12 protein-coding genes are annotated in these 14,980 nt (G+C 43.8%); 8 read left to right on the top strand and 4 right to left on the bottom strand.

Annotated features, from left to right (window positions below):
- Positions 1-71 precede the first annotated feature (71 nt).
- The 7 genes from P7F88_RS09125 to P7F88_RS09095 all read left to right on the top strand — a co-directional run bounded on the left by P7F88_RS09125 (position 72) and on the right by P7F88_RS09095 (position 7,679).
- Positions 72-1,889, top strand: a complete 1,818-nt coding sequence (locus P7F88_RS09125) for a PTS ascorbate-specific subunit IIBC (protein ID WP_277823912.1) — start codon at positions 72-74, stop codon at positions 1,887-1,889.
- Positions 1,890-1,934: 45 nt separating this feature from the next.
- Entirely contained in the window at positions 1,935-2,408 is a 474-nt protein-coding gene (locus tag P7F88_RS09120; RefSeq protein WP_277823910.1) for a PTS sugar transporter subunit IIA, read from the top strand.
- 99 nt (positions 2,409-2,507) lie between these two features.
- On the top strand, positions 2,508-2,996 hold the full coding sequence (locus P7F88_RS09115) for a MarR family winged helix-turn-helix transcriptional regulator (protein WP_277823908.1): 489 nt from the start codon (positions 2,508-2,510) through the stop codon (positions 2,994-2,996).
- 355 nt (positions 2,997-3,351) lie between these two features.
- A complete protein-coding gene (locus tag P7F88_RS09110) occupies positions 3,352-4,341 on the top strand; it encodes an ABC transporter substrate-binding protein (RefSeq protein WP_277823906.1) in 990 nt (329 codons plus the stop codon).
- A gap of 84 nt (positions 4,342-4,425) precedes the next feature.
- A complete protein-coding gene (locus P7F88_RS09105) occupies positions 4,426-5,325 on the top strand; it encodes an ABC transporter permease (protein ID WP_277823904.1) in 900 nt (299 codons plus the stop codon).
- The gene (locus P7F88_RS09100) at positions 5,318-6,559 is read left to right on the top strand and encodes a quaternary amine ABC transporter ATP-binding protein (protein WP_277823902.1); all 1,242 of its coding nucleotides are present in this window, start codon (positions 5,318-5,320) and stop codon (positions 6,557-6,559) included. The genes P7F88_RS09105 and P7F88_RS09100 overlap by 8 nt, the downstream gene beginning before the upstream one ends.
- A 31-nt stretch (positions 6,560-6,590) precedes the next feature.
- A complete protein-coding gene (locus P7F88_RS09095) occupies positions 6,591-7,679 on the top strand; it encodes an alcohol dehydrogenase family protein (protein ID WP_277823900.1) in 1,089 nt (362 codons plus the stop codon).
- A 32-nt stretch (positions 7,680-7,711) separates the two neighbouring features.
- Here the strand turns inward: P7F88_RS09095 and P7F88_RS09090 are convergent, their stop codons facing one another.
- The gene (locus tag P7F88_RS09090; RefSeq protein ID WP_277823898.1) at positions 7,712-8,374 is read right to left on the bottom strand and encodes a hypothetical protein; all 663 of its coding nucleotides are present in this window, start codon (positions 8,372-8,374) and stop codon (positions 7,712-7,714) included.
- Between the two features lie 479 nt (positions 8,375-8,853).
- Between P7F88_RS09090 and P7F88_RS09085 the strand changes: the two genes are divergently transcribed.
- Positions 8,854-10,164 (top strand): 4Fe-4S dicluster domain-containing protein, encoded by a 1,311-nt coding sequence (locus tag P7F88_RS09085; protein WP_277823896.1) that lies wholly within the window; start codon positions 8,854-8,856, stop codon positions 10,162-10,164.
- 245 nt (positions 10,165-10,409) lie between these two features.
- Here P7F88_RS09085 and P7F88_RS09080 read toward each other — a convergent pair whose 3' ends face one another.
- The 3 genes from P7F88_RS09080 to P7F88_RS09070 all read right to left on the bottom strand — a co-directional run bounded on the left by P7F88_RS09080 (position 10,410) and on the right by P7F88_RS09070 (position 14,911).
- On the bottom strand, positions 10,410-11,093 hold the full coding sequence (locus tag P7F88_RS09080) for a DUF1223 domain-containing protein (RefSeq protein WP_277824589.1): 684 nt from the start codon (positions 11,091-11,093) through the stop codon (positions 10,410-10,412).
- Positions 11,094-11,227: 134 nt separating this feature from the next.
- Positions 11,228-13,258, bottom strand: coding sequence for a methyl-accepting chemotaxis protein (locus tag P7F88_RS09075; protein ID WP_277823894.1), 2,031 nt, complete (start codon positions 13,256-13,258; stop codon positions 11,228-11,230).
- 303 nt (positions 13,259-13,561) lie between these two features.
- Positions 13,562-14,911: an amidohydrolase family protein gene (locus P7F88_RS09070; protein WP_277823892.1), complete on the bottom strand. Its 1,350-nt coding sequence runs from the start codon at positions 14,909-14,911 to the stop codon at positions 13,562-13,564.
- Between the last annotated feature and the right edge of the window lie 69 nt (positions 14,912-14,980).

Here is a 14,980-nt window from a genome sequence, read left to right as displayed (position 1 = left end):
TGCATTGATTGGCATCAGATGATTGTTAAGGTTAAGCCCCTTTGATTTTGGCGCACTTCATGAGGTAAAAATTGGAGTTTATCTACGACGCGTTTTACGTTTTTTATACTCAAGTGATGACCAAAGCGCCTTTGCTACTTGGTTTGGTTACACTGATCGGGTATTCGCTTCTGCGCCGGGATAAAACAACCATTGTAAAGGGAACCATCAAAACCATTGTTGGCTTTATGTTGGTTCAGGTAGGAGCAGGTACGCTGGTTAGTGGTTTCAAACCAATTATCGAAAAACTTTCGCTCTATCACGGCCTAACCGGAACAGTAATTGACCCATACACCGCCATGATCTCCACTATGGAAACCATGGGAGACAAATACTCATGGGTTGGTTATGCGGTGCTTCTCGCTCTGGCTATCAATATTGTACTGGTCTTATTGCGTCGTTACACCGGTATTCGTACCATCATGCTTACCGGCCATATAATGTTCCAGCAAGCGGGATTGATTGCCGTTTTTTACCTGATCCTCGGCGCATCCATGTGGGAGACCATTATCTATTCAGCGGTGATCATGGCGCTATATTGGGGTATATCTTCCAATATCATGTATAAGGCCACCGAAGAGGTCACTGGTGGAGCCGGGTTTTCTATTGGTCATCAGCAACAGTTCGCTTCCTGGATTGCGACTAAGATTGCACCAAAGCTGGGAGATAAAAACGACAACGTCGATCAAATAGAGCTTCCCCAATGGCTGCATATTTTCCACGATAGCATCGCTGCCACTGCAATTGTAATGACGGCATTCTTTGGCATCATCCTTCTCTCATTTGGGCTGGAGAATCTGCAAACAATGGCGGGTCAGACTCACTGGAGTATCTATATTCTGGAGACCGGCCTTAAGTTTGCGGTGGCTATTCAGATTATTGTTGCTGGTGTTCGTATGTTTGTGGCTGAACTCTCTGAGGCTTTCAAAGGTATCTCAGAACGAGTTATCCCTAATGCGGTTCCTGCAATTGATTGCGCTGCAATTTACGCATTCTCACCAAATGCTATGGTATTCGGCTTTGTCTGGGGGGCAATTGGCCAATTTACCGCTGTTCTAACCATGCTGGCTATCGATGCCCCAATCATGATCATTTCTGGCTTTATTCCGATGTTTTTTTCTAACGCCACCATAGGTGTATTCGCTAATCACTATGGTGGTTGGAAAGCGGTGATGAAAATCTGCTTTGTCATGGGAGTTATTGAGGTAGTAGGGTCTGCCTGGGCTATTCATCTAATTAATTTACATGGTGTCGAGTTTTCTGGCTGGATGGGTATGGCTGATTGGGCACTGGTGTTCCCGCCAATATTTGCTGGAATTACAGCGTCTAAAGCGTTTTTCTGGGTGCTGGTGCTGGCTTCAGGTATCTATATGTATTTTGCGTCAAAGCAGTTACGTGCAGAAGAAGACGGGACTGCTTCCCTTACCTCTGAAAAAAAGCTTACTACTGACAAAAAAGCTGAACAGTGTGTTCATCAGACGTTAGACATACGTGCTGAAGGTGAGCGAATTGAAGAATTAGAACCTGATGAATCAACCAATGTTCGTCCTGTGAGGCTGCTTGCTGTATGTGGAAATGGACAGGGCTCTTCAATGATGATGAAAATGAAGATCAGTAACTACCTGAAAAAGAAAGGTATACTGCATGAAATAGATTCGTGTGCGATCACTGATTATAAATCTAAAGTTGAGTTTATAGATATTATTGTGTCCTCAAAACATCTATCCGCAGAGATGGAAGTTGGGGACGGAAAGTATGTGTTGGGCGTGCAGAATATGCTGAATCCGAACTCATTCGGAACAGAGCTACTGAATCTAATAGAGAAAAGCGCCCATCATAGAAAAATTTAAGTTAAATATTAAAAACAAAAATAAGCGCTAGTTGGAGTAATTGCGATGGAATTTAAACAGTCCCTTATAGATAACCAGTCCATTTTGTTGGGGTTGGAAACAAATGATTGGCGTGAAGCCATCAAAGCCGGAACCGATATGCTGGAGGCCTCCGGTGCGGTAGAGCCTTCCTATTATGATGCGATTATCGAAAGCATCGAAAAAATGGGGCCTTATATCTGTATTGCTCCTGACTTTGCGATGCCACATGCTCGCCCGGAAGATGGTGTAAACCGTACTGCTTTTGCATTGGTTACACTTGCAAACCCAATTGATATCGAGGGTGAACAGGTGAAAGTGATGATAACGCTTGCAGGAAGCTCTTCCGATGAACACATGGAAGGCTTGATGCAAGTTACCCAGGTGCTTGACGATGAAGAGAGTGAGACTGGTGTGAATGTTGATAAGCTGCTTGAATGTAACACTAAAGAAGATATATATGCCGTGATTGATTTATCTTTGACTGATTCAGCATACTAATTCTCTCATTTTTTATCGGAAATACTTTCAAAAATGTCGGAAGTCGGTTAGTTTCCAGAAAATATCGTGAAACGTCCCTTTCCTTTGGAGTTATTTGAATTGGAAAAACATGAAGAAGTTTTGGTTTCTATCCGACAAATCATCCGTGCTATCGATCTGCACTCAAAAAAACTGAGTAAAGAAGCTGGATTGACCGGTCCACAGCTTATCCTGATGCGCTCAATACGAGAGTTGGGGCAAGTGACGATAAGGCAACTGTCCAGTCATACCAATATGAGTCCTGCAACCGCGACGACAATCTTAGATAGGTTGGAACGTAGTGGTTTGGTCGAAAGGATAAGAAGCACCACTGATAAAAGAAAGGTCCACGCAAATCTTACTGAGAAAGGGCGTGGCTTACTGGACTCTGCACCATTACCACTTCAGGAGAATTTCATTAAAAAGTTTCAGAGCCTGGAAGACTGGGAGCAGAGCTTACTGCTTTCTTCTGTCCAGCGCATTGCGAATATGATGAATGCAGAATCTTATGACGCAGCGCCTGTTCTTGAATTAGGAAGCATTACCGACCCTGCCGAAACATCTAAGTAAACGTTACTAAAAATTTATTGCTTAAGTGACCTCTAAAGCCCGTGATCGTAGTTGATCGCGGGCTTTTTTATTTTCGCTATTTAGTGATTTTTAAATTATTTGAGTAGTAATCATATAGCGTTTGAAAAGGTGAAGAATACACATAGATGGAATTACAGGTTGCTAAAAAAATGAGAGCTGAAGGCTATTTTGAGAGTGTAAAAACCCAATATTAGTCGCACATTTAGACGGTTGTTAGTGATGTGTTAAAAATGATGATTTTTTTAGCTATAACTCTAATAATTTGAGTTCTAACTATATCTTGTGTATTCTGAAAAAGAATCAAAGGAACATATAAGTAAATAAAGGACTTAATATGAAATGGAAATTGGCCACAGTTACATTACTTTCCAGCGTAGCAATGCAAGCACAGGCAAGTGAGTGTGGGGAAGTGACCATCGCGGATATGAACTGGAACTCTGCCAGTTTAATCGCCAATATCGACAAATTCATTCTGGAACATGGTTACGGCTGTGACGCTGAACTGGTTCCTGGTGATACCATGCCCACCGCTACATCAATGATCGAAAAAGGCCAGCCAGACATAGCACCTGAGCTTTGGACGAATGCGGTCAGCGACGCGTTGGAAACTGGTATCAAGGAAGGTCGTCTTATCAACGCTGGTTTCTCACTCGTAGATGGTGGTGAGGAAGGTTTCTGGGTACCGGCTTATCTTGTTGAAAAATATCCAGAGTTAAAAACGATTGAAGGTGTAAAAAAACACCCAGAGTTGTTTAAGCACCCAGAAGATCCAGACTCAGCAGGATTTTATGGTTGTCCTGCAGGCTGGAACTGCCAGATTTCAGGTGCAAACCTCTTTAAAGCCATGGGGCTAGGTGATGCAGGTTTCGACCTGATTGATCCGGGCTCTGCTGCTGGTTTATCAGGGTCTATCGCTAAAGCATATGAACGTCAGGAAGGTTGGTTTGGTTACTACTGGGCTCCTACTGCTATCCTGGGTAAATATGAGATGGTGAAAGTAGACTTTGGTAGTGGTGTTGACGAAGATGAGTTCCTTAATTGTACGACTCAGGAAGGTTGTGATAACCCAAAACCAACCATGTACCCACCTTCACCAGTTAGTACCGTAGCGGTAACCGAGTTTTCTAACTCTAATCCCGACGTAATCGAGTATTTATCCAAGCGTGGCTTTAAAAACGCGGATATGAACCGACTACTGGCTTGGATGGAGAATGAGCAAGCAGATGCGGAAGAAGCGATGTTCTACTTTATGGAGAATCACCCAGACATCTGGAAAGCCTGGCTCCCAGCATCTGTAGCTGAAAAGGTTGCTTCTGAACTATAAATAGCTGTGTACTTATCCGTACGCTTTATCATACAAAAGAGTAACTTGATACAAGTTACTCTTTACTTTTAAAGGACAAAACAAATGGCCGATAGTAGTTGGTTGACCGAATTTCCGGAGATGGATCGTTCAAGTTTACGTGCCATACGTAAAGCTCTGGATGGAGCCTATAAAGATTTCTCACGGGAGTATGGTGACTTTATTGAATCCTTATTTGATCCCCTTCTTTCTTTTCTTATCTGGTTTGAAAAACTTTTGTTGAGCACACCTTGGTGGTTGGTACTAATAGTTTTGACCGGGTTGGTGTACGTTGCGAGTAAATCTGCAAAACTGGCGATAGCTTGTGTTGTATCTATGCTTCTTATTGGGTACTTCGGCATGTGGGAAGACACCATGCGAACCTTAAGTATCATCACGGTATGTACCCTGCTTGCTATTGTATTGGGTATCCCTATTGGCATTGCTATGGCTCGTTCAAATAGAGTTCAGGCCGTGGTAACGCCAATGTTGGATATTATGCAGACCATGCCTGCGTTCGTGTATCTGATACCTGTCGTAATGCTTCTTGGTATTGGTAAAGTCCCAGGCTTGATTGCTGTTATTATCTATGCGATTCCTCCTGTTATTCGACTCACTAACCTTGGTATCCGATTAGTTGATAAAGAGGTTATGGAAGCGGCTACTGCGTTCGGTGCAAGTAAACGCCAAAGGCTGTTTGGTGTTCAATTGCCGCTAGCTATGCCAACCATAATGGCAGGTATCAACCAGACAATTATGATGGCGCTGTCAATGGTTGTTATTGCGTCGATGATCGGGGTTAAAGGACTTGGTCAGCCAGTGCTTAAATCGATCACTAACCAATATTTCACATTAGGACTTCTCAACGGTTTTGCGATTGTGGCATTAGCTATTTTGATCGACCGTGCTTCTCAGGCTTATGCGAAGCGTACTCAGGCACACTTGGGAGATCAGAAACATGACTAAACCGCTAATTAAAATCTCAGGCCTCTACAAAGTATTTGGTCCTAAACCTCAGGATGTTTTGCCATTGGTTAAGCAGGGGCTGAGTAAAGATGAAGTCCTTGCAAAAACAGGCCATACCGTTGGATTAAAAGACATCAACCTTGAAATCCATAAAGGCGAAATCTTTGTGATTATGGGCCTTTCTGGTTCTGGTAAGTCGACCATGATTCGTCACTTCAACCGACTCATCGACCCGACCGCTGGTCAGATTGATGTGGAGGGAACGGATGTGATGCAATACTCCATGACAGAATTGGAGCAGTTTCGCAGGCACAAAATGTCCATGGTATTCCAGCGCTTTGGGTTATTCCCCCACCGTAAGGTGATAGACAATGCGGCATATGGACTGGAAGTTCAGGGTATAACTAAAGAAGAAAGGCTGAAAAAAGCCAGCGAATGGCTAGATACGGTAGGCCTGAAAGGATATGAAGATCAATATCCTTCCCAGTTGTCGGGCGGTCAGCAACAGCGTGTCGGCTTGGCAAGAGCACTCTGTACGGATGCTGAGATCCTGTTGATGGATGAAGCCTTTTCTGCTCTCGATCCACTTATTCGAAGTGAGATGCAGGATCAGTTGATTGAACTTCAGGAAACTCTGCATAAGACCATTATCTTTATCACGCACGATCTTGACGAAGCATTACGTCTTGGTGATCGCATTGCTATTCTGAAAGACGGTGAATTAGTTCAGCAAGGGACACCTGATGAAATCCTGCTAAACCCAGCAACGGATTATGTTGAGGCATTTGTTAAGGATGTTAACCGTGCTCGCGCATTAACTGTTGAAACCGTGATGCAGAAGCCAGCTATGCGAATTACAGCCACAACCATTGCTGAAGCACTAAAACAGATGAAACGTACTGAGCATGACTATGGTTATCACGTTACTGAAGATGGCTATCAAGGGATTATTACTGAAGAGAGCCTCGAAGAAGCTTCTGGTGGCGATGTTTCAGAACCTATCCATGAAGATATTTATGAAGATGTTCCAACGGTTTCTCCTGATGTCGCTATTGAAGAAGTGCTAACCGACAGTATTTCCTCCGATTACTCGTTACCAGTTATCGATGAAGAGGGTGAGCTGAAAGGTGCGTTGGAAAGAGAGTCTGTTGCGGAAATATTCTCAGATAAATCAGAAAGCGCGGATTCTGAAGAAGAGAAAAAGGACAAAGACGAAAAAGAGCCGGTAAGTTAATAAAAGAATCTCTATATTTGGATACTGAATTATGCCCCTTAAGTTTATGAAAGCGATTGTAACCACTGGAAATGGTGGTTACGACAAGCTTGTATATAAAGATGTTCCCATTCCAGAGTTAAAGGCTGGGGAAGTGCTGGTTAAGGTCCTGGCTACCGGAATGAATAACACAGAAATCAACACTCGTTTGGGGTGGTATTCATCTTCGGTGACGGAGTCTACTAATAGTACTTCCGATGCCAGCGAAAAAGAGCCGACAGAAAAGGCAGATGGCGGCTGGAACGAAAGCACTCCATTTCCTTTTATTCAGGGCACTGACTGTTGTGGAGAAGTGGTTGATTTTGAAGATGATGGTGATGCTAAACTTCTAGGAAAGCGAGTATTGCTTCGCCCATGCAATAGTACTGATAATTATGAGTCTTATGAAAATATCTGGATGGGCTCTGATTACGACGGCGCTTTTGCCCAGTTTGTAAAAATCAGCGCCAGTGAAGCCTTTCCAATAGACTGTGATTGGAGTGATGCTGAACTAGGAACGATTCCATGTGCGTATGGTACCTCTGAAAATATGCTCCATCGAGCAGAGTTAACGCAAGGTGAGACGGTGCTGGTGGCTGGTGCTTCTGGAGGTGTCGGCTCAGCAACGGTGCAGCTAGCCAAGCGTAGAGGGGCTAAAGTTGTCGCTATTGCGGGTAAAGATAAACAGGCCGAGGTAGAAAAGCTAGGTGCCGATGTGCTTCTGGATCGTAATGATGATCTGGTTAAACTGCTCGGGGAAAAGTCTGTTGACCTAGTGGTTGATAACGTTGGTGGTGAAGCCTTCCCAGCTATGCTGAAAGTGCTAAAACGTGGCGGTCGTTTAGTTTCTTCAGGCGCAATTGCAGGGCCAGTGGTTGACCTGGATATGCGAGACATGTACCTGAAAGACATTCAGCTGATTGGTACTACAGCCTGGGATGAACCGGTATTTCAGAACCTAGTCTCCTACATTGAAAAAGGTGAGATTCAGCCCGCGCTTGCAAAGAGCTTCCCACTACAATCTATAGTAGAAGCCCAGAAAGAGTTTGTTCAGAAGAAGCATGTAGGTAAATTTGTACTGATCCCTGAGCATAACGAATAGCTTTATTAATTATGGGATATGCGCAGCTGCGTTTATCCCATATCTTTTATTAAGGGCTCTACAAATACAGCAATGTAGATTATCCAAATAATCAAAGTTACATGAAGAACGTCATTCTCAGAGAACCACTTTCCTTTCTGCCACAGCAATTGTGTGTAACCCGCATTCATGTATTTCTCGTATAACCACATTGTGAGTATCAATCCTGCCCAGGTACCGAGAAGGACTAAATCCAAACTCTCTTTTGAATCAAAATATCGCCAGCCATTTAAGCCTATAAAGAATAAAATGATGGGTGTACAGAAATGCACCATTAGCTCAAACGTTATTAATGACTTAACGGGCTTTATTGCTCCGAATAGGACGATTAATGAGTAGACAATAGAGATTAATATAGAAATTACGATAGAAGCGTATTGCCCTTGTTCGGGTAAGCAGGAGTAGGCGACCGCTACCAGCATTACATTCACACTTAACTGCTGGAAAATAAGATAGACCACTTCCCACCAGCTAGTCCAGGCGACGACAGAGCGATTTGCACACTTAAGTTGATACCCAAATGCCTGGTAACTGGTGCCTGCTATCAATGCTCCTAACCCCCACAACACCAATGATATGCCCCATAGAGCACGAGAAGTCTGGCTTTCCCAATAAGCGAGAAAATATATTCCTAAGACGGTTGTGAGCAGCCCCAACAGATAAACCCAAAAGGTCGAGCTGGGTTGGGTTATTAATATAGTCTTGCTAAAAAATTGGTACTCCTTACATGGTTGTTTTTCAAACCAGGTAACGGAATTTAGTTCAGGATCATCGTGGGGAATAGTCGACAGACGACTCCAAATAGCAATATGCCTTCGCTTTTGTTTGATTATATTCACTTGAGTCTGTCAACCTTTTGGGGATGATTTTTTGTTCGAGGTGAAACCATCATGCAAGGTATAGCGCAATATTTCTACATTTTAGATAAATGAAAATATCTATTGCCCACCTGCTGGTGAATCAATCATTTCTATTTACGGCAATTTTTGTCGAAAGCAGCACAACGCGGCTTGCTAAGTGACACGCTACCTTGAATAGGGAGCAGAAGCGTGCCAAATTTAAATACGGTAGGTAACAATAAAAATCCAATACAAAGGCTGTCAGGTCTGGATAAAACCTGCGAGAGGATAGTCAGATGGCACATAACACGATTAAAGGAAACTACGAAAAGCTAACGGAACGTCTCAATAAGTTTCCTCAGGGGGTTCCACCCAGCGAAACGCTTTTTAAGATTCTTAAAGTAATGTTTAGCGAGGAAGAAGCTCGTTTAGTTTCTCTGCTTCCCATCAAACCCTTCACCGTTGAAACCGCTGCCGCAGCCTGGGATCAGGATGTAGAAAAAACGGCTGAACAGTTGAATGCCCTGGCCTCTAGAGCACTATTGCTGGATCTTGAAGATGATAACGGGGCTCAAACTTATGTTCTTCCCCCTCCTATGGCTGGCTTTTTCGAATTCTCTTTGATGCGTACAGGTGGAGAGCTGGATCAAAAGGTATTGAGTGAACTATTTCATCAATATATCAATGTAGAAGATGAGTTTGTCACTCATTTGTTTGGTTCCGGAGAAACCTCACTGGGACGTGCTTTTGTAAACGAAAAAGCGCTTAGCGAGGACAATGCCATTCATGTTCTGGATTATGAACGTGCCAGCGAGGTGATTAAAACGGCTAGCCATATCGGTGTTGGAATGTGTTATTGCCGGCACAAGAAAGAGCACCTAGGTGAAGCGTGTGATGCGCCTATGGATATCTGTATGACCTTCAATAATACTGCAAGGTCGTTGGTTAAGTATGGTTACGCCCGACAGATCACTGAAGAGGAATGCCTTGACCTTTTAGATGAGGCATATAAACACAACCTGGTTCAATTTGGTGAAAATATCCAGAATAAAGTTAACTTCATCTGTAACTGTTGTAGCTGTTGCTGTGAAGCGTTGATAGCAGCCAGAAGAGTTGGTTCTACTCAGGCGATCCATACAACCAACTTCTTGCCAGTGATCGACTTTGACAACTGTAATGGTTGTGGCAAGTGCATTGATGTGTGCCCGGTAGATGCAATGACATTAAGCTCAAAACATGACCACAAGTATAAAAGAGCCAAGGTTGCTTTGCTTGATGAGGATGCTTGTCTGGGTTGTGGTGTTTGTGAGAGGGTGTGTAGTAAAGATGGCATCACCCTGAAATCGAGAGAAAAGCGTGTAATTACTCCTGTGGACTCTAATCACAAAGCCGTATTGATGGCGATAGAGCGTGGCACTCTGCACCACTTAATCTTTGATAATCAGGCGTACCTGAATCACAGGGTTATGGCTGCGATACTTGGAGTGATACTAAAACTGCCGCCGATCAAACAGGCGTTGGCCAGTGAGCAGTTTAAGTCTAAATATCTGGTTTCACTGCTTGAGCGATATAACAGCAAGAGTGATGAAGCAACAGTCGCTCACTAATGCTGAGTTCTAGATACTCCTAATGGGGCAGGGTAGCACCACTTCTCAAGGAGCGGTTACCTCGTTCTCTCCTCGTTCCCACGCTCTGCGTGGTAATGCCTATCGTAGTGGAAATGTCCACATAAGGCATTAAAAGTACAGGAAATAAGTTTGGTAAAAGTTTCTACTATCGATTGATAGCTTTGAATTTTGTATGCATTCCCACGGAGGACCATGGGAACAAGACTTCTTATCCCTAGTTGGGGTTAATGAAAATACCCAGCTACCGTCTGAACCGGCAAAAATCCATCTTCTTTTGTCAGCCACACCGCCACCGCATCTCTGTTTTCGGGTAGTGACCGCAAGTTAAATGTCCATTGTGATTGCGCCGCTTTCTGCTCTTTTCTCAGGACTACAAAGTCATGTTCTAGCTTTCTGCCCCGGTTCTCTCCAGCTTTAACCTCGGTTTCCTCATCCATTGCCAGTATCACGATATGGGCGATATAGCGTTGCTCGGAAGGGTAAGAAACTTCAAAACGGTTGCCCGATTGCTTCAGCGTCAACTTTTCCGCAGTTACCTGTTGCGATTTAGGTAAGTCGCTACGATAAAAATATCCACGCCACTCTCTTCCATCGACTATAAACCCGGGAGTGTAGACTGATGAGGATGCACCGAGACTTTGATAAATCCGCTGACGCTGAGAATAGGAAGGGTGAGCAAACTTATCGCTCCAGCCTAAGTAGTTCCAGTAATCAACAAGAAAGGCTAACGGAATCACCTCGGTCCACAGTTCCGATGCTGACTGAAATTGGCTAAGGTATTTGTCTGCTGGTGGGCAACTGGAACACCCTTCTGAGGTAAACAGTTCAATCAACTGTGCCGGTTTTCCTTCGTGCTGCCAAATTTGATCCGCTAGTGCGGGTTGCTGTAGCCCGAAGGTAATAAACATCGGTAATGCGGCGTGAAGTTTTGTCTTCATAGAGATATCCGTTTGATGCATTGTCTCTATTTAGACCCGCTTTCTACGGATTTCATTTCAAGGCAGAGCAGTCACTACTCCTGCTACTCAGTATGTATCCCGCATCAGAATAGGTATTTATGCAGCATTGCTTGTTGCTCGCCTGCAATATTAGCGACGTTCTCCGAACTCTCTATCATGGAGCCGAGCTGATGTTTGGTTTGTTCTCCCTGGCGGTTGATATGAGCGATACTCTCCTGAACGTTTGCTGTCGCTCGCTCTTGCTCCTCGGTTGCAACAGATACCTGCTCTACCCGAAGTCGAATATGGTTTACCGCGTGCTCAATATCAGTGAACGAAGTCATCACCTGCTGGTTAGATTTCATAGCACTTGCCATTTCCTGACGGCTTTCCTCTACAGATGCTTTTGAACTTTGGGCTGCTTCTACCAGTTCGGCCATCATTTCACGGATTTTCTCGGTTTGCTCACTCGTTCCGCTTGCCAGCTTGCGAACTTCATCAGCAACGACAGCAAAACCACGACCTTGTTCACCGGCTCTGGCTGCTTCAATCGCTGCGTTGAGTGCCAGTAGATTGGTACTTTCAGCTATACCGCGGATAACATCAACCATTTCGCTGATGCTAGATACTTTATGATCCAGTTCGTTCATCGTATTTTCGTTTACGGTCAACGTGTGATCCAGAGACTCAAGGTGATGTGTGTTTGCCTCTAGTACTTTGGTCCCTTTCTCTGCAAACTCAGTTGCAGACTGAGATTCAGTGTAAGATTCTGACGTTACCTGAGATATTTCATTAATCGAAGCCTGAAGTTGCTCAATGGCCGTCACCATCTCAGACAGGGAGTCATTTTGTTGAAGGAGTAGTTTGTCTGTCTGCTCCGCGGCGACATGGCTATTCCCGGCAGTGGTATACAAGGTTTCACAGTTTTCGGTTACTGTTTTCAACGAAAGACTCGTTGAGTCGATCACTTGATTTATTTGGGTTCCGATAACCCTTAGTTCGTAAGGACCTTTAACGTTAACCTGATCAGAAAAATCATGCTCAGTCAGGCGGCTAAGACGTTTCGTTATGCTCTTTAAGCCTCTATTGATCCAGTGGCGCAGATAAAGGCCTGAAATAAAGACGAAAACACTTAAAAACAGGCTACAGGCAATAACAGTAATAACGATGGAGCTCATCGACCGATTTACAATATTTTTGCTGTCGGATATCAGGCTTTCAGCCTTTTCCGAAATAGAGTTTAAGGTTGCTATTGTTTGTGTTGCTGTATCCGTAGCTTGTTGCAACAAAACTTCTTGTTCCTGAACTACCTCGAGTCGGTTTAGGATTACACCCAATACGCCAGTTTCAGAAAAGCCCTCTTTAACCATCTCATAGGGCGCAGTCAGGCTGGCAAACTCGTTTGTTTCCGGGTGCCATTCAATAAAATCATCGTAAGCAAGGTCAATACCTGCTTTGCGATTCTTCATCTCACGATACTGAACATATGCCTTATCCAGGTCGTTTTGCATCAACAGCACAAGGAAAGTGCTTTCCAGTTCGCTGGACTGAGACATAAACCGGTTGGCTGCATCTGACGCTTCAGGATTATCCTGAACAAGGAATGAAGCAATACGACCCATTTCCGGGCCAATAGAGCTCAGGCCATATCTGAAGGTTGGGATCATGTCATCCATCTGAATGCTTAACTCAATAGATTTATACTGAGCCCGAATAATAGACTGAGAAAGTTCCTGTATCTTAGCCATATTTTGACTTAACTGAGTTTGCTCCTCAGCAGAAATGGCTCTGTCAAAGTCGTCAGCAATTTGGAACAACTTTTGTGTGATAACGTTAGATTCATCTTTCAAGGTTTGGATAGTTGCTTCTGTGTTCTTGAGCATATCCGTTGATTTTGATTGCAAACCCTGGTTAAGGACTTTCACGTTTTCGAGTACGTTTTGGGTTAACTTTGCATTATCTATCGCTAGTGGCAACGCATGATCTGACAATGTACTAAATTCAAAGCCGATGTTGTCTACGCCCTTCTTACTGACTACAGCAAGGCCAATCACAGAAAGAATGATAGCCATAAAAATAGCAATCAACGCCTGCATTAAAGACAGCGATAAACGTGACTTATCGACATTAGTCATAACAATTCCTTATCGACCTAATACTTAACCTAGTAGAGCGATGGTGATGATAAGTCAGTATCGTGACAAATTTATTAAAGTGCATTTATTGTTATAACTAGTTGTTTATAAATGTATTATCGGGATTTATTTGAATTTATAACTTGGTTTTATTAAAATTTGATCTTTAAAACAAACACTTGGCAAGGCATCTCGGCAGCTCTTAGAGCCCTTTTCAATGCTGCGGGCTCTGCTTTGATTATTGATAAAAAATATAGGTTGTGAGGTGACTTAAGTATAGATAGGTCATTGTATATTGAGGTACTAAGTGATGGTGTAGAGAAATTTGTTCATTTCCTGACGTAAATCGGAGATCAGTTTTTGATCATTAACAACGGTGCTCTTCTGTTTTGAGATAACGGGATTGCCATGAATAAAACTATACTCAACTGTTGCTGGTTCACCGCATAGTAGCGGGGCCAAATGCGGTGTATGAACGGTTGCTACTCGAGGCTCATCAACTCGATACAAAACTAGGTCGGCTAAATACCCCACTTTAATTTGTCCGGTCTTGAACCCCAGCAAATCCGCTCCGTTTTTAGAACCCCAGTCTAATATTCTTCCTGGCTCGACGGAATCTGCACCATATAGTGCTCTTTGAAGTAACCAGCTAAGGTTGAGTTCCTGTAGCATTGAACCAGATTCTGCTGAGGCTGAGCCATCAACTCCTATCGTGACTTTCATGCCCAACTTGTCCATTTCGTGAGCAGAAGCGATACCACTGCCTAGCCTGCAATTTGAAGTTGGACAGTGCGCTATTCCAGTTTTGGTTTCAGCAAGTATCGACCTGGATTTTGCATCGGCTTTTACCAGATGGGCAAACCAAACATCTTCACCCAGCCAACCACATTGTTGGGCATACTCTACAGCGCTTACACCGTACTGAGCCTGCGCTTGTTGCTCATCAAATTCAACCTCTAGCAGGTGAGAGTGAAGTTTGAGCCTATTCGCTCTTGCATAGTCGGCAAACTCCTTTAGGTGTTCGGGTTCATTGGAGTGAATCAGGCTGGTTGGTGCCATGCAGACTTTCTTCATGCCAATAGAAGAATCTTGATGATGTCGCATACTCTTATCCATTCTGCTCATCACCATATCCGGTGTTTCGGGTGTGATGTGAAGGCTTTTCATCCCCTTGTGGCTTCCTGCTTTTGTCGCACTTCCCCTGCATAACATAAAGCGCATACCCATCTCTTCGACAGCCAACCAGAGTGCTTCTTCTAGCTCAGGTGTCGTGCTTGCATGGTAGAGATAATGGTGATCGGCACAAGTCGTTGCCCCTGATCTCTGTAGTTCGTATAAACCTAACTTAGCGGATAGGTACATCAACTTTGGCGGGATTTTGGGCCAGAAGCGATAAGGCACAGCGGCTAGCCAATCACCTAATCCTTTGTTTACCCCTTCAGGCACTCCTTTGAGAACTGATTGAGCTAGGTGATAGTGAGTATTTACAAACCCCGGATAGATAACACATTCAGTTGCATCTATCACCTCTTCGCCCTTAGGAGCCAGGTTGATGCCTATTTCACTGATAAATTCATTAGACGTTCTGATATCCACTGATTCGCTCTTATTAGATAAAAGAACTGCTGTGGCATTTTTGATCAAATAACTCATTCGTTGCTCCTGACGTTATTAGAGCAATGTCCCGGGGAGTCCCTAACCGCTTCTACTCTTTAATATTGT

The sequence above is a fragment of the Vibrio hannami genome, from assembly GCF_029589055.1.
In the GTDB taxonomy this organism is placed as follows: domain Bacteria; phylum Pseudomonadota; class Gammaproteobacteria; order Enterobacterales; family Vibrionaceae; genus Vibrio; species Vibrio hannami.
This window is presented reverse-complemented; position numbering and strand designations above follow the sequence as displayed.